Annotated in this window: 24 protein-coding genes; 8 read left to right on the plus strand and 16 right to left on the minus strand. The window is 51.7% G+C overall.

What is annotated here, in order from left to right; genetic code table 11:
- Positions 1–15: 15 nt before the first annotated feature.
- The 12 genes from atpD to asnC all read right to left on the minus strand — a co-directional run bounded on the left by atpD (position 16) and on the right by asnC (position 11,059).
- Positions 16–1,398, minus strand: a complete 1,383-nt coding sequence (gene atpD, locus OGY33_RS11075) for a F0F1 ATP synthase subunit beta (protein ID WP_003023806.1) — start codon at positions 1,396–1,398, stop codon at positions 16–18.
- A gap of 26 nt (positions 1,399–1,424) precedes the next feature.
- Entirely contained in the window at positions 1,425–2,288 is an 864-nt protein-coding gene (gene atpG, locus OGY33_RS11080) for a F0F1 ATP synthase subunit gamma (protein WP_006687765.1), read from the minus strand.
- Positions 2,289–2,338: 50 nt separating this feature from the next.
- Complete coding sequence (gene atpA, locus OGY33_RS11085) at positions 2,339–3,880, minus strand: F0F1 ATP synthase subunit alpha (RefSeq protein WP_003827026.1); 1,542 nt, start codon at positions 3,878–3,880, stop codon at positions 2,339–2,341.
- A gap of 12 nt (positions 3,881–3,892) precedes the next feature.
- Positions 3,893–4,426, minus strand: coding sequence for a F0F1 ATP synthase subunit delta (atpH, locus tag OGY33_RS11090; protein WP_003827024.1), 534 nt, complete (start codon positions 4,424–4,426; stop codon positions 3,893–3,895).
- A gap of 14 nt (positions 4,427–4,440) precedes the next feature.
- On the minus strand, positions 4,441–4,911 hold the full coding sequence (atpF, locus tag OGY33_RS11095; RefSeq protein WP_003827022.1) for a F0F1 ATP synthase subunit B: 471 nt from the start codon (positions 4,909–4,911) through the stop codon (positions 4,441–4,443).
- Between the two features lie 59 nt (positions 4,912–4,970).
- On the minus strand, positions 4,971–5,210 hold the full coding sequence (atpE, locus tag OGY33_RS11100) for a F0F1 ATP synthase subunit C (RefSeq protein ID WP_003023794.1): 240 nt from the start codon (positions 5,208–5,210) through the stop codon (positions 4,971–4,973).
- Between the two features lie 46 nt (positions 5,211–5,256).
- The gene (atpB, locus tag OGY33_RS11105; RefSeq protein ID WP_003023792.1) at positions 5,257–6,072 is read right to left on the minus strand and encodes a F0F1 ATP synthase subunit A; all 816 of its coding nucleotides are present in this window, start codon (positions 6,070–6,072) and stop codon (positions 5,257–5,259) included.
- Positions 6,073–6,079: 7 nt separating this feature from the next.
- Positions 6,080–6,460, minus strand: a complete 381-nt coding sequence (gene atpI / locus OGY33_RS11110) for a F0F1 ATP synthase subunit I (RefSeq protein ID WP_003827019.1) — start codon at positions 6,458–6,460, stop codon at positions 6,080–6,082.
- 614 nt (positions 6,461–7,074) lie between these two features.
- Positions 7,075–7,698, minus strand: a complete 624-nt coding sequence (rsmG, locus tag OGY33_RS11115; RefSeq protein WP_003827017.1) for a 16S rRNA (guanine(527)-N(7))-methyltransferase RsmG — start codon at positions 7,696–7,698, stop codon at positions 7,075–7,077.
- Between the two features lie 102 nt (positions 7,699–7,800).
- Positions 7,801–9,690 (minus strand): tRNA uridine-5-carboxymethylaminomethyl(34) synthesis enzyme MnmG, encoded by a 1,890-nt coding sequence (gene mnmG, locus OGY33_RS11120; RefSeq protein WP_003827014.1) that lies wholly within the window; start codon positions 9,688–9,690, stop codon positions 7,801–7,803.
- Between the two features lie 372 nt (positions 9,691–10,062).
- Positions 10,063–10,512, minus strand: a complete 450-nt coding sequence (gene mioC / locus OGY33_RS11125; protein ID WP_003827013.1) for an FMN-binding protein MioC — start codon at positions 10,510–10,512, stop codon at positions 10,063–10,065.
- 88 nt (positions 10,513–10,600) lie between these two features.
- Positions 10,601–11,059 (minus strand): transcriptional regulator AsnC, encoded by a 459-nt coding sequence (asnC, locus tag OGY33_RS11130; RefSeq protein ID WP_003023780.1) that lies wholly within the window; start codon positions 11,057–11,059, stop codon positions 10,601–10,603.
- Positions 11,060–11,210: 151 nt separating this feature from the next.
- Here asnC and asnA point away from each other — a divergent pair, with 151 nt between their 5' ends.
- Complete coding sequence (asnA, locus tag OGY33_RS11135; RefSeq protein ID WP_003827009.1) at positions 11,211–12,203, plus strand: aspartate--ammonia ligase; 993 nt, start codon at positions 11,211–11,213, stop codon at positions 12,201–12,203.
- Between the two features lie 3 nt (positions 12,204–12,206).
- On the opposite strand, the gene viaA is transcribed toward asnA, so the two are convergent.
- Together viaA and ravA are read right to left on the minus strand one after the other, a co-directional pair.
- Entirely contained in the window at positions 12,207–13,658 is a 1,452-nt protein-coding gene (gene viaA, locus OGY33_RS11140) for an ATPase RavA stimulator ViaA (protein WP_003827006.1), read from the minus strand.
- Complete coding sequence (ravA, locus tag OGY33_RS11145; protein ID WP_020996042.1) at positions 13,652–15,148, minus strand: ATPase RavA; 1,497 nt, start codon at positions 15,146–15,148, stop codon at positions 13,652–13,654. The genes viaA and ravA overlap by 7 nt, the downstream gene beginning before the upstream one ends.
- A 329-nt stretch (positions 15,149–15,477) precedes the next feature.
- Here ravA and kup point away from each other — a divergent pair, with 329 nt between their 5' ends.
- From kup to rbsR, 7 genes are all read left to right on the plus strand, one after another.
- Positions 15,478–17,346 (plus strand): low affinity potassium transporter Kup, encoded by a 1,869-nt coding sequence (gene kup / locus OGY33_RS11150; protein ID WP_003827003.1) that lies wholly within the window; start codon positions 15,478–15,480, stop codon positions 17,344–17,346.
- A 192-nt stretch (positions 17,347–17,538) separates the two neighbouring features.
- The gene (gene rbsD / locus OGY33_RS11155) at positions 17,539–17,958 is read left to right on the plus strand and encodes a D-ribose pyranase (protein ID WP_003827001.1); all 420 of its coding nucleotides are present in this window, start codon (positions 17,539–17,541) and stop codon (positions 17,956–17,958) included.
- Positions 17,959–17,965: 7 nt separating this feature from the next.
- The gene (rbsA, locus tag OGY33_RS11160) at positions 17,966–19,471 is read left to right on the plus strand and encodes a ribose ABC transporter ATP-binding protein RbsA (protein WP_003023764.1); all 1,506 of its coding nucleotides are present in this window, start codon (positions 17,966–17,968) and stop codon (positions 19,469–19,471) included.
- A 5-nt stretch (positions 19,472–19,476) separates the two neighbouring features.
- Positions 19,477–20,442, plus strand: coding sequence for a ribose ABC transporter permease (rbsC, locus tag OGY33_RS11165; protein WP_003826999.1), 966 nt, complete (start codon positions 19,477–19,479; stop codon positions 20,440–20,442).
- 24 nt (positions 20,443–20,466) lie between these two features.
- Positions 20,467–21,357, plus strand: a complete 891-nt coding sequence (rbsB, locus tag OGY33_RS11170) for a ribose ABC transporter substrate-binding protein RbsB (RefSeq protein ID WP_003023760.1) — start codon at positions 20,467–20,469, stop codon at positions 21,355–21,357.
- Positions 21,358–21,498: 141 nt separating this feature from the next.
- Positions 21,499–22,428 (plus strand): ribokinase, encoded by a 930-nt coding sequence (rbsK, locus tag OGY33_RS11175; RefSeq protein ID WP_003826997.1) that lies wholly within the window; start codon positions 21,499–21,501, stop codon positions 22,426–22,428.
- Positions 22,429–22,431: 3 nt separating this feature from the next.
- On the plus strand, positions 22,432–23,424 hold the full coding sequence (gene rbsR, locus OGY33_RS11180; RefSeq protein ID WP_003023757.1) for a ribose operon transcriptional repressor RbsR: 993 nt from the start codon (positions 22,432–22,434) through the stop codon (positions 23,422–23,424).
- On the opposite strand, the gene mdtD is transcribed toward rbsR, so the two are convergent.
- A complete protein-coding gene (gene mdtD, locus OGY33_RS11185; RefSeq protein WP_191238988.1) occupies positions 23,390–24,817 on the minus strand; it encodes a multidrug transporter subunit MdtD in 1,428 nt (475 codons plus the stop codon). The genes rbsR and mdtD overlap by 35 nt on opposite strands.
- 1 nt (position 24,818) lies before the next feature.
- Complete coding sequence (locus OGY33_RS11190) at positions 24,819–25,523, minus strand: FadR/GntR family transcriptional regulator (protein ID WP_003023753.1); 705 nt, start codon at positions 25,521–25,523, stop codon at positions 24,819–24,821.
- Positions 25,524–25,738: the final 215 nt, after the last annotated feature.

Raw genomic sequence — 25,738 nt, forward strand, 5'->3', positions numbered from 1 at the left:
CCTCCGATTAAGGCGTTAAAGTTTTTTGGCTTTTTCCACGGCTTCGTCGATAGAACCAACCATGTAGAACGCCTGCTCTGGCAGGTGGTCGTATTCGCCTTCCATGATGCCTTTAAAGCCACGGATGGTGTCTTTCAGGGAAACGTATTTACCCGGAGAACCGGTGAATACTTCCGCAACGAAGAACGGCTGGGACAGGAAGCGCTGGATCTTACGCGCACGTGCTACCACCAGTTTATCTTCTTCAGACAGTTCATCCATACCCAGGATGGCGATGATGTCTTTCAGTTCCTGATAACGCTGCAGCAGGGACTGTACGCCACGCGCGGTATCGTAGTGTTCCTGACCAACAACCAGCGGATCCAACTGACGGCTGGTGGAGTCCAGCGGGTCAACTGCCGGGTAGATACCCAGAGAAGCGATCTGACGGCTCAGTACCACGGTTGCATCCAAGTGAGCAAAGGTGGTTGCTGGGGACGGGTCAGTCAAGTCATCCGCAGGTACGTATACCGCCTGAACGGAGGTGATAGAACCGGTTTTGGTAGAGGTGATACGTTCCTGAAGAACACCCATCTCTTCCGCCAGGGTCGGCTGGTAGCCTACCGCTGATGGCATACGACCCAGCAGTGCAGATACTTCTGTACCGGCCAGGGTGTAACGGTAGATGTTATCAACGAACAGCAGAACGTCACGACCTTCGTCACGGAACTTCTCAGCCATGGTCAGACCGGTCAGTGCAACGCGCAGACGGTTTCCCGGCGGCTCGTTCATCTGGCCATATACCAGGGACACTTTGTCCAGTACGTTGGAGTCGGTCATTTCGTGGTAGAAGTCGTTACCCTCACGAGTACGTTCACCTACGCCCGCAAACACGGAGTAACCGGAGTGTTCGATCGCGATGTTACGGATCAGCTCCATCATGTTTACGGTTTTACCTACACCCGCACCACCGAACAGACCGACTTTACCGCCCTTAGCGAACGGACACATCAGGTCGATAACTTTGATGCCGGTTTCCAGCAGTTCCTGAGAGCTGGACAGCTCTTCGTAGGAAGGTGCTGCGCGGTGGATAGCCCAACGCTCTTCTTCACCGATATCGCCTTTCATGTCGATCGGGTGACCCAGGACGTTCATGATACGACCCAGGGTTGCTTTACCTACCGGGACTTCGATCGGGTGTTCGAGGTCTTTAACTTCCAGACCACGACGCAGACCGTCGGAAGAACCCATGGCGATGGTACGTACGATACCGCCGCCGAGCTGCTGCTGAACTTCCAGCACCAGGCTCTCTTTACCATTCATAACCTCAAGAGCATCGTACACGCGCGGTACGGCATCCTGAGGGAATTCGACGTCAACCACGGCGCCGATTACCTGGACAATTTTTCCAGTAGCCATCTTGAATCCTCTACGAATTAACCTGGTTATACCGCGGATGCACCACCGACGATTTCGGTGAGTTCCTGAGTAATGCTGGCCTGACGAGCTTTGTTGTATACCAACTGCAGCTCTTTAATCAGGCTGCCGCCATTGTCGGTCGCGGCTTTCATCGCCACCATACGTGCGGCCTGCTCGCTGGCCAGGTTTTCTACCACGCCCTGATAAACCTGAGACTCGACATAACGACGCAGCAAGGTATCCAGCAGCGCTTTCGGGTCTGGCTCATACAGGTAATCCCAGGATTTACGCTTCAATTCATCATCATCTGATGCCGGCAGAGGCAGCAGTTGAGTGATGGTTGGCGTCTGAGACATGGTGTTAATAAATTTGTTGCTGACAACGTACAGTTTGTCCAGACGACCTTCATCGTAGGCCTGCAGCATCACTTTAACCGGACCGATCAGTTCGGACAGGGAAGGGTTATCCCCCATGCCGGTTACCTGAGCGATCACGTTTCCGCCAACGGAGTTAAAGAAAGACACGCCCTTAGAGCCAATCATTGCGATATCGCACTGAACGCCTTTATCGGACCATGTTTTCATATCCGCCAGCAGCTTTTTGAACAGGTTAATGTTCAAGCCACCGCACAGACCACGGTCGGTCGACACCACCAGGTAGCCCACGCGTTTAACGTCGCGTTCTTCCAGGTAAGGGTGCTTATATTCCAGATTACCATTCGCAAGGTGACCAATCACTTTGCGCATGGTCTCTGCATAAGGACGGCTGGCCGCCATGCGATCCTGCGATTTACGCATTTTGGAAGCGGCGACCATCTCCATCGCTTTAGTGATCTTCTGCGTGTTCTGGACGCTTGCGATCTTACTACGTATCTCTTTTGCGCCGGCCATGAGCTTCTCCTCAATGCCTTGCGGTCCGCCCTAAAGCAGACCGCCAGACGTTACCAGGACTGGGTTGCCTTGAAGGAATCGAGGATAGCTTTCAGCTTGCCTTCGATTTCATCGTTATAGCCACCGGACTGGTTGATCTCTTGCATCAGCGGAGCGTGGTCACGGTCAACGTAAGCCAGCAGAGCGGCTTCGAAGCTACCGATTTTCGCCAGTTCCACATCTTCGAGGTAACCGCGTTCAGCCGCAAACAGCACCACACCCTGCTGTGCAACAGACATTGGCGCATACTGTTTCTGCTTCAGCAGTTCAGTTACTTTCTGACCATGGCTCAGCTGCTTACGAGTAGCTTCATCCAGGTCGGAAGCGAACTGAGAAAACGCTGCCAGTTCACGATACTGTGCCAGAGCGGTACGAATACCACCGGACAGTTTCTTGATGATCTTGGTCTGCGCTGCACCACCAACACGAGATACGGAGATACCCGGGTTAACTGCCGGACGAATACCGGAGTTAAACAGGTTGGTTTCCAGGAAGATCTGACCATCGGTAATGGAAATTACGTTGGTCGGAACGAACGCAGAAACGTCACCCGCCTGGGTTTCGATAATCGGCAGAGCGGTCAGGGAGCCGGTTTTACCTTTAACTTCACCATTGGTGAACTTCTCAACGTATTCCGCGTTTACGCGGGATGCGCGTTCCAGCAGACGGGAGTGGAGGTAAAATACGTCGCCCGGGAATGCTTCACGTCCTGGCGGACGACGCAGCAGCAGGGAAACCTGACGGTAAGCAACAGCCTGTTTAGACAGGTCATCGTAAACGATCAGTGCATCTTCACCGCGGTCACGGAAGTATTCGCCCATTGCGCAACCGGCATATGGTGCCAGGTATTGCAGTGCAGCAGATTCAGACGCGGTCGCCACAACAACGATGGTGTTGGACAGTGCGCCGTGTTCTTCCAGTTTACGAACCACGTTGGAAATGGTGGACGCTTTCTGGCCGATAGCCACGTACACACATTTGATGCCGGAATCACGCTGGTTGATGATGGCATCGATTGCCATCGCAGTTTTACCTGTCTGACGGTCACCGATGATCAGCTCACGCTGGCCACGACCGATTGGGATCATGGCATCAACAGATTTATAACCGGTCTGTACTGGCTGGTCGACGGACTGACGTTCGATTACGCCTGGTGCGATAACTTCGATTGGCGAGAAGCCATCGTTATCAACCGGACCTTTACCGTCAATCGGGGAACCCAGAGTGTTCACCACACGACCCAGCAGGCCACGGCCAACCGGAACTTCCAGAATACGACCCGTACACTTAACCTTCATGCCTTCGGCGAGGTCAGCGTATGGACCCATCACAACTGCACCTACGGAGTCGCGCTCCAGGTTCAGTGCGATAGCGTAACGGTTACCCGGCAGGGAAATCATCTCACCCTGCATACAATCGGCCAGGCCGTGAATGCGGATAACACCGTCACTTACAGAAACAATAGTACCTTCGTTATGAGCTTCGCTCACAACACTGAACTGAGCAATGCGCTGCTTGATCAGTTCGCTGATTTCGGTGGAATTCAGTTGCATGCTCCAGTCCCCTTAAGACTGCAAGACGTCTGCAAGGCGCTCAAGACGGCCGCGTACGCTGCCATCAATGACCATATCACCCGCTCGGATGATTACGCCTGCCATTACAGACTTATCGATTTTGCAATTCAGCTTAACTTTGCGTGACAGACGTTTTTCCATCGCAGCACTAATCTTCGTAAGCTGTTCATCACTCAGTGCATTGGCAGAAGTGACTTCTACCTCAGAGATAGCCTCACTGGCTGCACGCAGGTGAATAAACTGCTCAAGAACATCCGGGAGCGCATTCAGACGGTTATTTTCAGCCATAACCCTAATCAGGTTTTGGCCGCTTTCGTCCAGCTGCTCACCGCACACGGCGATAAACGACTCAGCGAGCGTTTCCGGCGCCAGCGCGCCAGAGAGAAGCTCTGCCATTTGTTCGTTTTTTGTCACCTCAGCGGCGAACGTCAACATATCCTGCCAACGGTCAATGCTTTGGTGCTCAACGGCAAAGTCAAAAGCTGCTTTGGCGTAGGGGCGAGCTACCGTAATAAATTCAGACATCAGCCCCTCCCTCCTTACAGTTCAGCGACAAGTTTGTCCACGATGTCGCTATTAGCAGCTTCATCCACGGAACGTTCGATGATCTTCTCGGCGCCAGCAACAGCCAGGATAGCAACTTGCTTACGCAGCTCTTCGCGAGCACGTTTACGCTCGGCGTCAATTTCCGCCTGCGCCTGTGCCACGATTTTAGTACGTTCCTGCTCTGCTTCAGTTTTAGCTTCGTCCAGGATCTGAGCACGGCGTTTGTTCGCCTGCTCAATGATTACCTGAGCTTCCGCCTTCGCTTTTTTCAGCTGGTCGGTCGCGCTGGCCTTTGCAAGGTCAAGATCCTTATGTGCTCGTTCTGCAGAAGCAAGGCCGTCAGCAATTTCTTTTTGACGTTTTTCGATGGCAGCCATTAATGGCGGCCATACGTACTTCATGCAGAACAGAACGAACAGGACAAACGCGATGGCCTGGCCGAGGATTGTTGCGTTAAGATTCACAGCACAATGCCTCTATCTAGTTAACGTTCTGATATTGCTCTTAATTCAAGCAACGCTTACTACGCGACAGCAAACATCACGTACAGACCCAGACCTACAGCGATCATTGGGATTGCATCCACCAGACCCATAACGATAAAGAACTGAGTACGCAGCAGAGGAATCAGATCCGGTTGACGCGCTGCGCCTTCCAGGAATTTACCCCCGAGGATGCCGATACCGATCGCAGCACCGATTGCCGCCAGACCCATCATCACAGCGGCAGCAATGTACAGCAGATCCATATTCAGGTTTTCCATGACAGTCTCCAGTTTGTTTCAGTTAAAACGTAGTAGTGTTGGTAAATTAATGCTCTTCAGATGCCATCGACAGATAGACAATCGTCAGAACCATAAATATGAAGGCTTGCAGCGTGATAATCAGTATGTGGAAAATGGCCCAAGGCACATTCAGGATCCACTGTGACCACCACGGCAACAGACCAGCAATCAGAATGAAAATCAGCTCACCGGCATACATGTTGCCGAACAGTCGCAGACCAAGAGAGATTGGTTTGGACAGCAGGCTTACCCCTTCAAGGATTAAGTTGACAGGGATGAACGCCCAGTGATTGAACGGCTGCAGCGTCAACTCTTTCGCGAAGCCACCGATGCCTTTCATTTTGATGCTGTAGAACAGAATGAGGATAAATACGCCCAGCGCCATCGACAGGGTGATGTTCACGTCAGCAGACGGAACCACACGCAGAGCCGGTAGGCCAAAGATATGCTCACCGATGTACGGCAGCAGGTCGATAGGCAGCAAATCCATCAAGTTCATCAGGAATACCCAGACGAAAATCGTCAGGGCCAGCGGAGCAATCAGCTTGCTTTTGCCATGGTACATGTCTTTCACGCTACCATGCACAAAGCCGATTACCAGCTCAATCGCGGTCTGAAATTTACCTGGTACGCCGCTGGTCGCCTTTTTGGCTACGCTACGGAACATAAGCAGGAACAACAGACCCAGAACCACCGAGAAGAAAATGGAGTCAATATTGAGCGTCCAGAAGGTGGCTGGGGGGTTGTGCGGATCCACCAGCGAGAATGTACGTAGGTCCAACTGAAGGTTATTCAGATGGTGTCCTATGTAATCCTGCGGCGTCATATTTTCTGAAGCCATGATGCCTTTACCCTTTGTTGTTAATTACAGCCGGCGCCAGTATCTGAACCACCAGCACCAAAACCCACGTAACGATCAGCGGCATGAATACCGCTTTCAAAACAGCCAACGCCACCACCAACAACACCAGCATCGCTAATACCTTGAAGGCTTCGCCGAAAGCGAACGACCAGGCTACTCGGCCCTTCGCTGGTGTATGTACCTGGTGACGCCAGGCAAATATCATAAACAACACATTAGGCAGTAACACTGCCAATCCTCCACACAACGCGGAGATGCCCCAGAAAGGGTCTTTGAGGCTAAACAGCAATCCACTTGCTATTACAACCAGAAGCTGTGTGAGCAAAAGCTTACGAGCAACGTTTCGACTCAAGAGCGACATAGACATCACGTTTTTACTCCTGCTCCCTTCGAGGTATGCCGCGTGTCGTATAAAACGTTCTTTATGGCTTAGAGTCAAGCATCAAAAAGCGGACAAATTATACGGTGCGCCTTCGTGATTTCAAACAATAAGTAGCTAAAAAGTGAATAAATGTTTAAATATTTTTCGCTGCCCCACATTTATTACTTTTAGGCAAACTGTGAACGATCATGCAAAACTGCAAATGCCGCGAAAACACTGGCGCCAAAGCGTGCACCAGATCACATATTGAACATATTCACCTTCGCATAATTTATTTACGTGGCAATTGATGCCTTTTCATCTTTTTGATATTTAAGCGTAAAAATAGCCACTATTTCAAAAACAACGCCTAACAACAAAAAAACTGCTCATTGACATTTATAATAAAAAATTAACACGAACGGTGATTCTTACGTTCTATTTTTAGCAGACTGATATTTTCACAGCTGACTTGTTTCGCTTTTAACAAAAAACGGTACGTTATAGTTATGATGCAAAACCGTAAGGCACTAGTGAAATGTAACGACATTTAACCACACTATTACCTATGACTTTTAACACCTGAAAAGCCGTTTTTTCTCTATTTTTTTTGATAAAAATTAAATTTTGTTTGGCTTAATAACCACCAAATGACGTTCACCATCCAACTGCGGAACGCGTAATTTTTCGACGGACTCAACGCTGAATTCTGCTGGCAGCGAATCAATTTCATCTGCAGGCAACTGCCCTTTTAGCGCATAAAAACGCCCATTCTGGCCCGGCAAATGGTGACACCAGCTCACCATATCATTGAGTGAAGCGAAAGCACGGCTAATCACCCCATCAAACGGCGGTTCTGAAGGAAATTCTTCAACACGGCTTTGCACTGGAGTGATGTTAGTAAGCGCAAGCTCATGCTGCACCTGACGCAAGAAACGAACACGTTTTCCCAGGCTATCGAGCAGTGTGAAATGCGCTTCAGGGCGCACGATAGAGAGCGGAATTCCCGGCAGGCCCGGTCCCGTACCTACATCGATAAAACGCTCACCCTTCAGATACGGTGCAACGACAATGCTGTCCAGAATATGGCGTACCAGCATTTCGTTGGGATCCCGCACCGACGTCAGGTTGTACGCTTTGTTCCATTTGTGCAGCATATCGACATACGCAATCAGCTGATTTTTCTGGTGATCGGTAAGAGAAATACCGGCATCAGCCAGCAGACGAGAGAGTTTGTTGAGCACGGTCGTTACCTGTTAATAATCAAATGCCCGATGCGCTTTCGCTTATCGGGCCTACAAATTTGTACGGCGGGCAAGCGAAGCGCCCCCGCCAAAATAGTGTTATCAAGCGCTGCGGCGCAGCATACCTTGTTTTTTCAGCCATACCAGCAGAATGGAGATGGCGGCAGGCGTTATGCCGGAAATACGCGATGCCTGACCGATCGAGACGGGTTTGTGATCGTTCAGCTTAGCGATAACTTCATTCGACAAGCCAGAGACCTGACGATAATCCAGCGTTGCAGGCAACAGGGTGTTTTCATTGCGCTGTTGTCTTTCAATTTCTTCCAGCTGACGGGCAATATACCCTTCGTATTTCACCTGAATCTCAACCTGTTCTGCGGCCTGAGCATCATCAAGCGCGGGTGCGAACGCAGATAAAGAGGTCAACTGAGCATAGGTCATATCCGGGCGACGCAGCAGATCTTCACCGCTCGCTTCACGGGACAGAGGTGTAGCCAGGTGAGCATTCACTTCTGCTGCGGACTCCGCTAACGGATTCACCCAAGTTGATTTAAGACGTTGGCGTTCCTGTTCGATACGCTCCAGTTTCTCGTTGAAGCGAGCCCAGCGCTCATCGTCCACCAGACCCAGTTCACGACCAATTTCGGTCAGACGCAGGTCGGCGTTATCTTCACGCAGCATCAAACGGTATTCAGCGCGAGATGTGAACATACGGTACGGTTCTTTGGTACCCAGCGTACACAGGTCGTCCACCAGCACGCCAAGATAAGCCTGATCGCGACGCGGTGCCCAACCCTCTTTTTCGGCAGACAAGCGTGCGGCGTTCAGACCTGCCAGCATGCCTTGTGCGGCGGCTTCTTCATAACCGGTTGTACCGTTAATCTGGCCCGCAAAGAACAGACCCTGGATGAATTTGCTTTCCAGAGTAGGTTTCAGGTCACGCGGATCGAAGAAATCATACTCAATCGCGTAGCCTGGGCGGACGATTCTGGCATTTTCCATCCCCTGCATGGAGCGGACAATTTGCATCTGCACATCGAACGGCAGGCTGGTGGAGATGCCATTCGGGTAAATTTCGTTAGAGGTCAGTCCTTCCGGTTCGAGGAAGATCTGATGCTGGTTACGATCGGCAAAGCGCATTACTTTGTCTTCGATCGACGGGCAGTAGCGTGGTCCGATACCTTCGATCACGCCAGCGTACATTGGGCTACGATCGAGGTTATTGCGGATCACGTCATGGGTTTTCTCATTGGTATGCGTGATGTAACACGGCATCTGGCGCGGATGTTGAGAAGCATCGCCCAGGAATGAGAAGACCGGCATCGGGTTATCGCTGTTTTGCTGGCCGAGCACGCTGAAATCAATCGTGCGCGCATCGATACGCGGCGGTGTACCGGTTTTCAGGCGGCTGACGCGCAGCGGCAGTTCACGCAGACGGCGTGACAGCGGGATGGACGGCGGATCGCCAGCGCGGCCACCGCTGTAGTTATCCAGACCAATATGAATTTTGCCGTCGAGGAAAGTCCCCACAGTTAATACGACCGCTTTGGCACGGAACTTCAGTCCCATTTGGGTTACTGCACCCACAACGCGATCGTTTTCGACAATCAGATCTTCAACCGCCTGCTGGAAAATCATCAGGTTGGGTTGATTCTCCAGCGCAGTGCGTACCGCCTGGCGATAGAGCACACGATCGGCCTGAGCTCGGGTAGCGCGAACGGCTGGCCCTTTGCTTGCGTTTAGTATCCTAAACTGGATACCCGCGTGGTCGATCGCTTTTGCCATCAACCCACCAAGCGCATCCACTTCTTTTACCAGGTGTCCCTTCCCAATACCGCCGATCGCCGGGTTGCAGCTCATCTGCCCCAGAGTGTCGATATTGTGTGTCAAAAGCAGAGTCTGTTGACCCATTCGCGCCGCGGCCATTGCGGCCTCGGTGCCTGCATGACCCCCGCCAATGATGATGACGTCAAAAGGATCCTGATAAAACATGGTAATTGCCTCGCATAACGCGGTGTGAAAATGGATTGAAGCCCGGGCCGTGGATTCTACTCAACTTTAGTCGATGGAGAAAGACCTGGGATCCTGGGTATTAAAAAGAAGATCTTTTTATTTAGAGATCTGTTTTATTGTGATCTCTTATTAGGATCGCACCTTTCTGTGGATAAGGACGATCCTTTAAGTAAGATCAACAGGTTGCTGAGGATCATTAGCTGTGAATGATCGGTGATCCTGGTCCGTATAAGCTGGGATCAGAATGAAGGGTTATACACAACTCAAAAACTGAACAACGGTTGTTCTTGGGATAACTACCGGTTGATCCAAGCTTTTAACCAGAGTTATCCACATAAAAAAGTACGATCTTTACAAATCTCTGAGCAACGGATGCCACGATCCCAGCCAAATTTCAGCCGGATCTTCCGGAATTTCATGTTCCAGCACGTTGATCCTGAGAGTTTCGCCGATCTGTTTTGCCCCACAGGCCTTCAATTCGGCTTCCAGCTTGTCGATTGCGCCGCAAAAGGTGTCATATTCACGACTGCCGATCCCGATTGCACCAAAGCGCACTTGTGACAGGTCCGGCTTTTGCTCGCGTAACGCATCATATAAAGGCTGCAGGTTGTCAGGAATATCTCCCGCACCGTGCGTGGAGCTGATAATCAGCCAGATCCCGTCAGTCGGAACCTCTTCAAGCATTGGCCCATGCAGTATTTCGCTGGAAAAACCGGCGTCGTCCAGCTTTTCAGCCAGATGCTCTGCTACATATTCCGCACTGCCAAGCGTACTACCGCTGATAAGAGTGATGTCTGCCATGATCGCCCACCTTTATAAAGAGGGCGTATTGTACGCTGTGAGCGAGCTGGGATCTACCTGTGGAAAAATAGGGGATTAAAAAAACCGATCATGGCTTGATGGTACGCATGATCGGGTTTTGCAGGACGATCAGCGTTTCCGTGGACTGAATTTCGTCAATTGTTTGGATCTTGTTGATAAGTACCTGCTGCAATGCGTCGATCGACTTGCACATCACCTTAATAAAGATGCTGTAGTGCCCGGTGGTGTAATATGCTTCGGTCACTTCATCGAGGCTTTCCAGTCTGGCCAGCGCTGACGGATAGTCTTTCGCACTTTTCAGGATTATGCCGATAAAGCAGCCGACGTCATAACCCAATTGTTTGGGACTAACATCAATCCGCGCGCCGGTAATAATCCCCGCCTGCTTCATCTTTTCTACGCGAACGTGAATTGTTCCTGGGCTGACGCCGAACTGTTTGGCTAATTCTGCGTAGGCGGTACGAGCATTTTCCATTAAGGCGTCAAGAATGCCGCGGTCCAGATTGTCGATCTGATAATTTTCCATAGGTTTTTCTTATGTAGATTAATGATTCCCTCTATTTTAGACGTAATTTTTAACGAATCAAAATCGAAGTCGGCTTTTTATTTGTTGATTATTGAATATTACCTCCATTCTGTTGCTTAATCATAGGCAACAGGACACAGGAGTACACATAATGAAAACCGCTTACATTGCCAAACAACGTCAAATTAGCTTCGTAAAATCTCATTTTTCTCGCCAGCTGGAAGAGCGTTTAGGCCTGATCGAAGTTCAGGCGCCGATCCTCAGCCGCGTTGGAGATGGCACGCAGGATAACTTGTCGGGCTGCGAAAAAGCGGTGCAGGTGAAGGTTAAAGCATTGCCAGACGCTCAATTCGAAGTGGTTCATTCACTGGCGAAGTGGAAGCGTCAAACGTTAGGACAACACGACTTTAGCGCAGGCGAGGGGCTGTACACGCACATGAAAGCCCTGCGTCCCGATGAAGATCGCCTCTCCCCATTGCACTCAGTGTACGTTGACCAGTGGGACTGGGAGCGCGTGATGGGCGACGGTGAGCGTCAATTCTCCACTCTGAAAAGCACGGTAGAGGCTATCTGGGCGGGAATTAAGGCCACCGAAGCTGCGGTTAGCAAAGAGTTTGGTCTGGCACCGTTCCTGCCAGAGCAGATCCACTTTGTTCATAGTCAGGAGCTGTTATCTCGTTATCCGGATCTTGATGCAAAAGGTCGTGAACGTGCGATCGCTAAAGAGCTGGGTGCGGTATTCCTGGTGGGGATCGGCGGTAAGCTCAGTGACGGTCACCGTCATGACGTACGTGCGCCCGATTATGATGACTGGAGTTCAGCGTCCGAGCTGGGTCATGCCGGTCTGAACGGTGATATTCTGGTCTGGAACCCGGTTCTGGAAGATGCGTTTGAGCTGTCTTCTATGGGGATCCGTGTGGATGCTGACGCCCTGAAACACCAGCTGTCTCTGACCGGTGATGAAGATCGCCTGAGTCTGGAGTGGCACCAGGCGCTGCTGCGCGGTGAAATGCCGCAGACAATTGGTGGCGGCATTGGGCAGTCGCGTCTGACCATGCTGTTGCTGCAATTACCGCACATTGGTCAGGTTCAGTGTGGCGTATGGCCGGCCCAGGTACGTGAAAGCGTCGCTTCTCTGCTGTAACAATTAACGCCGCCAGCGTCTGAGCAGGCGGCTTCGCATCCCGGTATCAAAGCGCCAGATATGATCGAAAATGCGCATGATGCCGGGTTTGCCATGTGCTGACATCGCCACCGCGTGAAAACGGTGCTGGTGTACCCGCTGTAATTCCCCTACTTTGCTGACGACCTCATCGGGCAATCGCTGAGCGATAAAATCTGAGATCACCACCGCATCGGCATCAAACCATTCCCGACCCTGCATGCGCTCAATTATGGCGCGAAAACAGCTGGCAATATCAGTGCCACCACGAAAGCGCTGACTTAAAAAGCGGATCGCCTGTTCGATGCCCTCCGGACCGGAAAGCTCATAGCGCACCACTTCTGTTGAAAACAGCATAATGAAACAGCGCCGGTTATCGGCAAGGGCAACGCGCATTAGCGCCAGACAAAAGGCTTTCGCACACTGCTCATTAAATCCACCCATCGATCCCGAGGTATCAACGCAGACGATAAAAGGCCCGCGCGGCTGCTCGTCAAAATCCTGATGCACCACCGGACGTTCCGTTACTTTCTCACGCCATGCTTCGCCGTGCAGGCGGTAGGTGAGCAGTTGCTTTTCCACCAGCCGTCGGTAGAACTCGTATTCCAGTTCGGTAATGCCCAGCGTGGCCAGCTCTGGCGGTAGCAGGCGCAGGATATCGTCACTTTGCTGGATGCCATCCACCTGCTCCGGGACGGTTGCAGGTTCGCGCACCAGGGTACGGAAGGTTTCCATTGGCGCATCTTTACGCGGCACGGATTTCGCCTCTCTGGAACGACCTAACTGCTCGGCCAGGCGCTGGAGTTCGGGTTGTTGCGTCAGAAATTCGCCGTATTTCACCATCAACTGATAATCACCGCGCTTGATTTGGCCCGCGCTCATATCCCACAACCGGCCTGCTGCGTTGTCATTTTCTGCCAGTACAGGTTCCAGTTGCCCGCTGAGGGTCATCCGTTCTTGTACTTCACTGAGCAAATGCTCGCGCTCTTCTTCCAGCAGTTGCTGATTCAGCGTTGTGGTTTGCACCACCAGGCTCAGGCGCCAGCGCTGGAGAAAAAGCGTATGTAGGGCGGGCGTAAAGGTGCTGTTGTCATTGACCAGTTGCTGCGCTTGTCCGGCCCAAGGCGAATGGAGGCGGTGCAATAGGGATAATATTTGCGGTAGCTGAACGATAAACTGCGCATGAGAGAGGAGCTGGCTTTGTTGATAGCACATAACCTCCTCCATCAGCTCCGGCGGTACATGGGTATCTTTGAGGCGGCTACGCAATGATTCACGCCAGCGGGGGATGTCGTCAGTGATCGCTTTTTTAAGGCGAGGAAATTTTTTAAAAAATACCACCATCTTTGGGGAAGCCAGCAGGGCGACGATCATCTCTTCGATCATCGCCTCTTCGCTGACTGCCAGCATGATGTTGAGCGTATCAAGGGTCAGCATTGTTGCGCCTGGCGGATTTGCGCCCCGACATCCTGCAGGCTGGCCTCAATGCGGCCTAACCAGTCGCTATGAATAAACAGGCATTTTTGCTGTTCGCTGAATGCGCTGTGCTGCTGATGCCACTCATTATCGAGCGCTTCAAGCTCCTGTTTTATCTCTGCGGGCATACTCTCTTGCGAAGCACCCGGCAGCGCCAGGCGAGAACCTTGTAAACTGACATCGCGTACAACCAGATGCTGTGCGCTATCGACTTCCATATTCAGCGTTTGGGCAAAGCCGATCCCGTTTAGTTTTCCGCGGATCTCACCGCCTTTTGTTAGCCACAGTTCCAGCGCGCCACGTTCGAAAGCTATATGGATAACCTCCATATCATGCAGTTTTAAAGGCTTTTGCAGCAGTAATGTCACGACAGAAGACGAGGCTTCTGGCGGTAAATCATAATGAGGACGACGGCTGAACATTCCGCCCTGGCGGATCACCGTGAACGCCGTTTTATCGCTTTGCTGCTGCTGGAGCTGAATGCGGCGCTGCACAATGCTGCCCAGGCGCGTCAGCATGGCTTGCTGTTGCCAGGCGTGTCCGGTCATCAATATTTCAAGCTGTTGTTGCATCAGATTCAGGCTTTGCGCGTCGTACCACAGGCAATCTTTCAGCAGGATCAGGTCGATAGGTACTACCGCATCGCGTCCGCTAAAGAAAGCACTGGCCTGGAGTAAGCGGATCGCTTTTTTCCAGCGACGATCGGACACATAAGGTGCATTCGGTAACACGTCCAACTGCTGGCGCAGCGTGAAAATGAGCTCAAACACGCGATCGGGAAGCTTGATCGCACCAATGTCTTTTTGCCACTGGTGATACTCTTCATCCGTCACCTGTAATGATGCCGGGACCGGATTGTCGCTTTCATCCTGCTGACTTAACAGCATGGAGCGGAAATTGGCCTTGTCCTGAACTTTATCCAGCCACAGACGAATCAGCATACGGTCGTACAGAGCTTCCAGGCTGCTGTCTGCTTCAGGCAGTTCGTTGGAAGCCGCCACCAGCAGACGCATCGGAATTTTTTCTTCATACGCGCCGTTACGGAAGTGACGTTCGTTAATGGCGGTCAGCAGGGTGTTAAGGATTGCCGGGCCTGCTTTCCAGATTTCATCGAGAAAAACGATTTCAGCTTCAGGAAGATAGCCCGCCGTTAAGCGTTCATAGCGACCTTCATCTTTTAATGCCTGAATGGACAGCGGACCAAACACCTCTTCGGGCGTAGAGAAGCGCGTCATCAGGTATTCAAAGGCGCGTGCGTTTTGGAAGGCAAACTTCAGTCGGCGGGCAATTAAGCTTTTTGCGATCCCCGGGGGGCCTAATAAGAAAACGCTCTCGCCGCTGAGTGCTGCCAGCAGACACAGACGAATGGCGTGGCTACGTTCATAAAGTCCCTTTTCCAGCGCATTGCTCAGACGGGAAATTCTTTCCGCTAATAAATGTGGGTGAGCCATAATGAAGTGGCGTCCTTTCGCCAAATGTACTGCATAAACTGCGAGTATAGATGCTTCACACCATTGCAGTAATAGACTGAAGGTGCGCTTATTTTTCTTTGAGCCAGATTAATCTGGTCTCATTTAGGGGTACGATTTTGTGATTAATCGTGCATACTGTGCGCCTTTTTGTGGGCCAAGGGACGACGCACACATTTCTTATATATACACCAAATCAATCAAGCTGCACCAAGGCGGTAATGGAGTTTTCTTCTGGGATGGGGGGAATAACGAATGCAGCCCATACGGAGTGGCTTGAAAGATGATGTGTATAAACGAAAGACGAGTCTATGAGCACTGATAATAAACAATCATTGTCTGCGATTACCCTTGCAGCCATTGGGGTTGTCTACGGTGATATTGGTACCAGCCCACTTTATACGCTTCGTGAATGTTTGTCCGGCCAGTTTGGTTTTGGCGTTGAACGTGATGCCGTATTTGGTTTTCTCTCGCTGATTTTCTGGCTGCTGATCTTTGTTGTCTCCATTAAATACCTGACGTTTGTCATGCGCGCAGATAACGCCGGAGAAGGCGGGATCCTTACGCTGATGTCATTGGCCGGGCGCAATACCTCTGCGCGAACAACCTCCATGCTGGTCATTATGGGATTGATAGGCGGCAGCTTCTTCTATGGTGAAGTGGTGATTACGCCAGCCATTTCGGTGATGTCTGCAATTGAAGGTCTGGAGATAGTTGCCCCGCAACTGGATACCTGGATTGTTCCGCTCTCGATAATTGTGCTGACCCTGCTGTTTTTGATTCAAAAACACGGTACCGGTATGGTCGGTAAGCTGTTTGCGCCGATTATGCTGCTATGGTTCCTGACGCTCGCGGTATTAGGCGTGCGCAGTATTATTGGCAATCCGGAAGTGCTGCAGGCGCTCAATCCGTATTGGGCGGTGCATTTCTTCCTCGAATTCAAAACGCTGTCCTTTATCGCGCTGGGTGCGGTGGTGCTGTCGATTACCGGTGTTGAAGCGCTGTATGCGGATATGGGCCACTTCGGTAAATTGCCGATTCGTCTGGCATGGTTCTCAGTTGTATTGCCTTCACTGGTGCTGAACTATTTTGGGCAGGGCGCGTTGCTGTTAAAGCATCCTGAAGCGATCAAAAACCCGTTTTTCCTGCTGGCGCCGGACTGGGCATTAATTCCATTGTTGATCCTCGCCGCGCTGGCAACGGTCATCGCCTCTCAGGCGGTTATCTCCGGTGTCTTCTCGCTGACGCGTCAGGCCGTACGTCTGGGGTATTTATCGCCGATGCGTATCATCCATACCTCGGAAATGGAATCGGGCCAGATTTACATTCCTTTCGTTAACTGGATGCTCTATTTTGCGGTAGTTATCGTGATAGTGAGCTTTGAACACTCCAGTAACCTTGCCGCGGCGTATGGGATTGCGGTAACGGGGACGATGGTACTGACTTCAATTCTGTCGACCACCGTGGCGCGCAAAAACTGGCACTGGAATAAATACTTCGTCTTCCTGATCCTGGTGGCGTTCTTGTGCGTCGATGTTCCGCTGTTCTCCGCGAACCTCGATAAGCTTATTTCCGGCGGTTGGCTGCCTCTGACGCTGGGTCTGGTGATGTTCACCATCATGACCACCTGGAAAAGCGAACGCTTCCGTCTGCTGCGTCGCATGCATGAGCACGGTAACTCTCTGGAGGCGATGATTGCTTCTCTGGAGAAATCGCCACCGGTACGCGTGCCGGGAACGGCGGTGTATATGTCCCGCGCACTGAACGTCATCCCGTTTGCACTTCTGCATAACCTCAAGCATAACAAGGTGCTGCATGAGCGCGTTATTCTGCTGACGCTGCGCACGGAAGATGCGCCATACGTGCACAACGTGCGTAGGGTGCAGATTGAGCAGTTATCGCCCACCTTCTGGCGTGTGGTGGCCAGCTACGGTTGGCGCGAAACGCCGAACGTGGAGGAAGTGTTCCATCGCTGCGGTCTGGAAGGTTTAAGCTGTCGGATGATGGAAACGTCCTTCTTCATGTCGCATGAGTCGTTGATTGTTGGCAAGCGGCCATGGTACCTGCGTCTGCGCGGCAAGCTGTATCTGCTGCTACAGCGCAACGCTCTGCGCGCGCCGGACCAGTTTGAAATCCCACCGAACCGGGTTATTGAGCTTGGTACTCAGGTAGAGATTTAATCTCATCGACGCCCTCTTTCATCGCGAAAGGGGGCGTTTTGTTTTGCCCCTCTCAGTTTTCATTTCATCAAATGATAATCCTTGCGAAACGTTTCGATGGCGATCACATTTTCGTAACGTCGCGGTGGTTTTCTGTCCACTCTTCGCACTACACTTATCTCCAGCGAAACGTTTCGCTAGTGGGGAAAGAAAATGAAGAAAGGCACGGTACTCAACTCTGAAATTTCAACGGTGATCTCCCGTCTGGGGCATACCGATACGCTGGTGGTGTGTGATGCAGGTTTACCCATCCCGAACAGCACAACGCGTATTGATATGGCATTAACCCAGGGCGTACCTTCTTTTATGCAGGTACTGGATGTGGTCACACGTGAAATGCAGGTCGAGGCGGCCATTCTCGCGTCGGAAATTAAACAACATAATCCGCAACTCCACGAAACGTTGCTCAGCCACATTGAGCAACTGCAACAACACCAGGGAAACACCATAGAAATTCGTTACACCACGCATGAACAATTCAAAAAACAAACCGCAGACAGTCAGGCGGTAATTCGCAGCGGAGAATGTTCTCCGTATGCGAATATCATTCTCTGTGCTGGCGTCACGTTCTGAGGCCATCATGAACGCATTACTGCAACTCAAAGGGATCGATAAAGCGTTCCCGGGCGTAAAAGCGCTATCCGGCGCCGCGCTGAATGTCTACCCTGGCCGCGTGATGGCGCTGGTGGGCGAAAACGGCGCGGGCAAATCCACCATGATGAAAGTGCTGACCGGGATCTATACCCGTGATGCCGGTTCTTTATTGTGGCTGGGGAAAGAGACCACCTTTAACGGCCCGAAATCCTCCCAGGAAGCCGGAATCGGTATCATCCACCAGGAGCTGAACCTGATCCCGCAACTCACTATCGCCGAGAACATTTTTCTTGGCCGCGAGTTTGTGAATCGCTTTGGCAAAATTGACTGGAAGAAGATGTACGCCGAAGCCGATCTGCTGCTCGCCAAACTCAATCTACGCTTTAAAAGCGACAGGCTGGTCGGTGAGCTGTCGATTGGCGATCAGCAAATGGTCGAAATTGCTAAAGTGCTGAGCTTTGAATCGAAGGTCATCATTATGGATGAACCGACGGATGCCCTCACCGATACCGAAACCGAATCCCTGTTCCGCGTCATCCGCGAACTGAAATCCCAGGGGCGCGGCATTGTCTATATTTCTCACCGTATGAAAGAGATCTTCGAGATTTGCGACGACGTAACCGTCTTCCGTGACGGGCAGTTTATTGCCGAACGTGAAGTTGCCTCGCTGACAGAAGACTCGCTGATTGAAATGATGGTGGGACGTAAGCTGGAAGATCAGTACCCGCGCCTGGAAAAAGCGCCGGGTGATATTCGCCTGAAGGTCGATAACCTGTGCGGTCCTGGCGTAAACGATGTTTCGTTCACGCTGCGTAAAGGCGAGATCCTTGGCGTATCCGGGCTGATGGGTGCCGGACGTACCGAACTGATGAAAGTGTTGTACGGCGCATTGCCGCGCACCAGCGGTTACGTCACGCTTGATGGCCATGAAGTGGTTACCCGTTCGCCGCAGGATGGGTTGGCTAACGGCATCGTCTATATTTCTGAAGACCGTAAACGCGATGGCTTAGTGCTGGGTATGTCGGTGAAAGAGAACATGTCACTGACCGCGCTGCGTTATTTCAGCCGCGCCGGTGGAAGCCTGAAACATAAAGATGAGCAGCAGGCGGTGGGTGATTTTATTCGTCTGTTCAATGTTAAAACACCATCAATGGAACAGGCTATCGGCCTGCTTTCCGGTGGTAACCAGCAGAAAGTGGCGATTGCGCGCGGTCTGATGACCCGGCCAAAAGTGCTGATCCTTGATGAACCAACGCGCGGCGTTGACGTTGGAGCCAAGAAAGAAATCTATCAGCTTATCAACCAGTTTAAGGCTGACGGGCTGAGTATCATTCTGGTCTCCTCTGAGATGCCAGAAGTATTGGGCATGAGCGATCGAATTATCGTTATGCATGAAGGGCATCTCGGCGGTGAGTTCACTCGCGAGCAGGCCACTCAGGAAGTATTAATGGCTGCCGCTGTGGGCAAGCTTAATCGCGTGAATCAGGAGTAAAAAAGATGACTACCCAGGCTGTTTCTGGTCGCCGTTATTTCACTAAAGCATGGCTTCTGGAGCAAAAGTCGCTCATCGCTCTGTTAGTGCTGATCGCGATTGTTTCCACCATGAGCCCTAACTTTTTTACCGTTAATAACCTGTTCAACATTCTCCAGCAAACGTCGGTGAACGCCATCATGGCCGTTGGCATGACGCTGGTCATCCTGACGTCGGGTATCGATCTGTCCGTCGGTTCCTTGCTGGCGCTTACCGGCGCGGTTGCGGCTTCAATTGTAGGGATTGAGGTCAATGCGCTGGTGGCTGTTGCTGCAGCCCTGGCGCTCGGCGCTGCCATTGGCGCAGTCACCGGGGTGATTGTTGCGAAAGGCCGGGTGCAGGCGTTTATTGCAACGCTGGTGATGATGCTGCTGCTGCGCGGCGTGACCATGGTGTACACCAACGGCAGTCCGGTTAATACCGGATTTACTGACAATGCCGATCTGTTTGGCTGGTTTGGTATTGGTCGTCCGTTAGGCATCCCTACGCCAGTGTGGATCATGGGGATTGTCTTCCTCGCGGCGTGGTACATGCTGCACCACACTCGTCTGGGCCGTTATATCTACGCGCTGGGCGGTAACGAAGCGGCAACGCGTTTGTCCGGTATCAGCGTCAGTAAAATCAAAATTATCGTTTACTCACTGTGCGGTCTGCTGGCATCGCTGGCGGGCATCATTGAAGTCGCGCGCCTCTCCTCTGCGCAACCAACAGCAGGTACTGGCTATGAGCTGGATGCTATCGCAGCGGTGGTGTTAGGCGGTACCAGCCTGGCGGGTGGTAAAGGACGTATTGTTGGGACGCTGATCGGCGCATTGATTCTTGGTTTCCTCAATAATGGTTTGAATTTGTTAGGTGTATCCTCCTATTACCAGATGATCGTCAAAGCGGTGGTGATTTTGCTGGCGGTACTGGTAGACAACAAAAAGCAGTAACAACGATTACAGGACATCTTAAATATGAACATGAAAAAACTGGCTACCCTGGTTTCTGCTGTTGCGCTGAGCGCCACCGTGAGCGCGAATGCGATGGCGAAAGATACCATTGCGCTGGTGGTCTCCACCCTCAACAACCCGTTCTTTGTTTCTCTGAAGGATGGGGCGCAAAAAGAGGCGGATAAGCTGGGTTACAACCTGGTGATTCTGGACTCGCAGAACAACCCGGCGAAAGAGCTGGCTAACGTTCAGGACTTAACGGTTCGTGGAACTAAAATTCTGCTGATCAACCCGACTGACTCTGATGCCGTTGGTAATGCTGTGAAGATGGCTAACCAGGCAAAAATTCCGGTTATTACCCTTGACCGTGTTGCCTCCAAAGGCGAAGTGGTAAGCCACATCGCGTCTGATAACGTGTTGGGTGGCAAAATTGCGGGTGATTACATCGCGAAGAAAGCAGGTGAAGGCGCGAAAGTTATCGAACTGCAAGGGATTGCCGGAACTTCAGCGGCGCGTGAGCGTGGCGAAGGTTTCCAGCAGGCCGTTGCGGCACACAAATTTAACGTACTGGCCAGCCAGCCGGCAGACTTCGACCGCACCAAAGGTCTGAACGTCATGCAGAACCTGCTGACCGCGCATCCTGATGTGCAGGCCGTATTTGCCCAGAACGATGAAATGGCGCTGGGTGCGCTGCGCGCACTGCAAACCGCGGGTAAATCTGATGTGATGGTGGTTGGATTTGACGGCACTCCAGATGGCGAAAAAGCAGTAAATGATGGCAAACTGGCTGCGACCATTGCTCAGTTGCCGGATCAGATCGGCGCGAAAGGCGTTGAGACTGCGGATAAAGTCCTGAAAGGCGAGAAGGTTCAGGCTAAATATCCGGTTGACCTGAAGCTGGTCATCAAGCAGTAATACCGATTCAGGTCGCTCGCGGCCTGATGGAGACATAAATACGCCATCCCCGTATCTGATTTTGGGGATGAAAGCGTAAAAAGAAAAGCAGGGCACGCGCCACCCTAACCCGGTGGCGCACTTTGACTTGGAACACCAAATATGAAAACCGCAGGCAACCTCGTTGTTCTTGGCAGTATCAATGCCGATCACATCCTTAACCTTAACTCTTTCCCGACACCTGGTGAAACCGTAACAGGTAGCCATTATCAGGTCGCATTTGGCGGTAAAGGCGCGAATCAGGCTGTTGCTGCGGGTCGTAGTGGCGCGAATATCGCATTCATTGCCTGTACGGGCGATGATGATATTGGCGAAAGTGTGCGTAAACAGTTAGCCAAAGATAACATCGATATTGCGCCGATTAGCGTAATTTCGGGGGAATCGACCGGTGTGGCGTTGATTTTTGTGAATGGTGAAGGTGAGAACGTTATCGGCATTCATGCCGGAGCGAACGCAGCTCTTTCGCCAGCGTTGGTGGAAGCACAGCATGAGCGTATTGCTCAGGCGTCCGCCTTACTTATGCAGTTAGAATCGCCGATCGAAAGCGTACTGACTGCAGCAAAGATTGCACATCAAAATAAGACCATGGTCGCCCTGAACCCGGCACCGGCACGTGAACTTTCTGATGAACTGCTGGCGCTGGTGGATATTATTACCCCGAATGAAACCGAGGCTGAAAAGCTGACGGGGATCCGGGTCGAAAATGATGAAGACGCGGCCAAAGCGGCGCAGGCATTGCACGCTAAAGGTATCCATACTGTACTGATTACTTTAGGTAGTCGCGGTGTGTGGGCCAGTGTTAATGGCGAAGGACAGCGTGTGCCCGGTTTTAAAGTGGAAGCCGTTGATACTATTGCCGCTGGAGACACCTTTAATGGCGCGTTAATTACGGCGTTGCTGGAAGAGACTCCGCTGCCTGAAGCGATCCGTTTTGCGCATGCCGCTGCGGCGATTGCGGTTACCCGTAAAGGCGCACAGCCTTCCGTTCCGTGGCGCGAAGAAATAGAAGCGTTTTTAAGTCAACAGAGGTAACGCTTGGCTACAATGAAGGACGTCGCCCGCCTGGCGGGTGTTTCCACGTCGACGGTTTCTCACGTCATTAATAAAGATCGCTTTGTCAGTGAGTCCGTCACTGACAAAGTAGAAGCTGCAATTAAAGCGCTTAACTACGCGCCCTCCGCGCTGGCGCGTAGCCTCAAGTTAAACCAGACCCGCACGATTGGCATGTTAATCACTGCCAGTACCAATCCCTTCTATTCTGAACTAGTGCGCGGCGTTGAACGTAGCTGTTTTGAGCGCGGCTACAGCCTGGTGCTGTGCAATACCGAAGGCGATGAACAGCGCATGAACCGTAACCTGGAAACTCTGATGCAAAAACGTGTGGACGGCTTGTTGCTGCTCTGCACCGAAACACATCAGCCTTCCAGAGAGATAATGCAGCGTTATCCTTCTATACCGACCGTGATGATGGACTGGTCGCCTTTTGATGGTGAAAGCGATCTGATTCAGGATAACTCCTTGCTGGGCGGGGATTTAGCCACGCAACATCTTATCGAAAAAGGTTTTACGCGCATTGCCTGCATCACCGGGCCGCTGGATAAAACCCCGGCGCGTTTGCGTCTGGAAGGATATCGGGCAGCAATGAAGCGGGCGGGGTTGCCTGTCCCGGAAGGCTACGAAATTACCGGTGACTTTGAGTTCGGCGGCGGCTTTGAAGCTATGCAAACGTTGCTGTCGCATAAACAGCGACCGCAGGCTGTTTTTACCGGCAATGATGCAATGGCAGTTGGCGCGTATCAGGCTCTGTACCAGTCAGGATTGCGCATTCCGCAGGATATGGCTGTGGTGGGTTACGATGATATCGAGCTGGCGCGCTATATGACGCCGCCCCTGACGACCATCCACCAACCAAAAGATGAATTGGGCGAACTGGCCATCGATGTATTAATTCACCGGATGGCGCAGCCCGCATTACAGCAACAGCGTTTGCAGCTTACTCCTGTTCTGATGGAGCGGGGGTCGGTTTAGGTTTGTGCCGATCTTTGATCAGGTTACGTCCATCTTTGGCTTTTAGCAGCATGAACATCAGCGCGGATATTACCGTGATAGCGCCCATCGTCATAAAGGTGTAGTGGAACTGTTCGACCGTATTGGTTCCTTCCATACCTTCATAGACACGCAGAACGGCGGCGCTGATGGCAACCCCTAAACTGATTGATAACTGCTGAGTAACAGCCAATACGCTGTTGCCGCTGCTGGCATTTTCATCGGTCAGATCCGCCAGAGTGATGGTATTCATTGAAGTAAACTGGGTGGACATCGCCATACCTAAAATGAACAACGGCAGGATTAGCATCCAGATCGGCATGGCAGGAGATTGCAAAGCGAACTGCGCAATCATCAGGCCGATAAATACCGTAACACCCACCAATGTGGTCCTGTAGCCGAGTTTGCGCAGAACCTGCGTCACCATGGATTTTGCCAGAATTGAACCCAACGCTGTTGGCGCCATCATGCAGCCGGCTATCAGAGCCGGATATCCAAATCCTACCTGCAACATCAGCGGCATTAAGAAGGGCACGCAGCCTGTGCCCAGGCGAGTGGCGAGGTTTCCGGCGATCCCAACAGAAAAGGTCCGAGTCTTAAATATCGGAAGCGATATCAGCGGCGTTGGGTGGCGACGCGCATGGCGAATATAGGCGAGTAGTAACAACACACTGGCAAGAATAATACCGAGTGCGACCCAGGTCTCGACAAGCTTCTCACCGAACAATTCAACGCCGCTTGAAAACAATACCAGGCTCAAACCAAACAGAAAGAAACCGGTCATATCAAAACCGCGGCGTGGCGTGGTGAAGTTCGGCATATATTTGCGGGCATAGAAGATACCGGCAATGCCAATTGGAATATTAATCAGGAAGATCCAGTGCCAACTGGCCCATGTAACCAGTACACCGCCCAATACCGGACCTAAAATCGGCCCCACAAGTCCTGGCATGGTGACGAAGTTAAGCACGGGAAGCAGTTCGCTGCGGGGGTAAGCACGCAATAACGCCAGACGGGCAACGGGCATCATCATGGCGCCACCTATCCCCTGAATGACACGGAAAATCACCAGCTCGCTTAAGGAACTGGACAGCGCGCAGGCCAGCGATCCCAACGTAAACAGGCTAACGGCAATCATAAAGACGCGTCGGGTACCAAATCGGTCTGCCAGCCAACCACTTACCGGGATCAGCATCGCGACAGTCAGGGTATAGCTGATAATGGCCGACTGCATGGCGAGTGGAGAGCGGTTAAGACTATGTGCTATTGCGGGTAGGGCGGTATTGAGGATCGTGGCGTCTAGTGCCTGCATAAAAAAGGCCATGGCTGCTATCCACGGTAGCCCGGCCATACTGCGTGATTTCTTTTCTGACATATTATTTATCCGGTAGCACGTTCGGTGCTATCAGCAATGCCTGACAGGCAGCAAAGGCGCGATCGCCATCGTTATCATCTATTGCGTCGACAATGGCCTGGTGCAAATCCAGTTTCACCACATCGTTATAGGTAATAGAGGTAAAGTAGGTCTGGTAAACCGAATGGAACAGAGATGCAAAGGAAATAAGGAACGGATTCGCACTCATTTCATAGATGTGCTCATGCCAGGCGATATCAACCTCAATCCAGCGTTCGCGTCTGAAGTTTCTTTTCAGCTCGACCATCTCTTCCATCAGCGTGTTGAGGTGCGCTTTCTGTTCAGCCGTACCTATAGTCGCTGCCAGTAAGCACGCCTGAGGCTCCAGGCTGATACGCATCACCAGAAAATGTTTAATGACCTGCGGGAAATTATCTTCCGTCATCCACCAGGTGAGTAGCTCCTGGTCAAGGAAGTTCCAGTTTGCTTGCGGCATGACGCGTGTGCCAATACGTGGGCGCGGTAATACCATACCTTTTGCCGTTAATGTTTTTACCGCCTCTCTTACCGCGGTGCGACTCACGCCAAACTGATCGCCCAGCTCTATTTCGCCAGGCAATATCGCACCCGGCGCGTATTCACCTTTTAATATTCGCTGAGCCAGCTTTTCGGCCAGAACGTAGGACAAGTTTTTCTGTGCGGCTAGCTGTTGGGCATTTAACGGCATGAATGTTCTTCCTTACTCTTTTTCTTATTCATTAGTATGCCACCTGGAAGTGTGATTGCGGCTGCAAAAACGGCAATTTGCTTATTTTATGGCATGTTAATGGTTGTTTTGGTGAAAAAACACGCACTCGGAAAGTTATTTTAAATTTCCCCTTGTCAGCCTGAAATAACTCCCTATAATGCGCCTCCACTGACACGGAACAACGGATTACAAGC

The sequence above is a fragment of the Citrobacter sp. Cpo032 genome (assembly GCF_030332975.1).
Lineage (GTDB): Bacteria > Pseudomonadota > Gammaproteobacteria > Enterobacterales > Enterobacteriaceae > Citrobacter > Citrobacter portucalensis.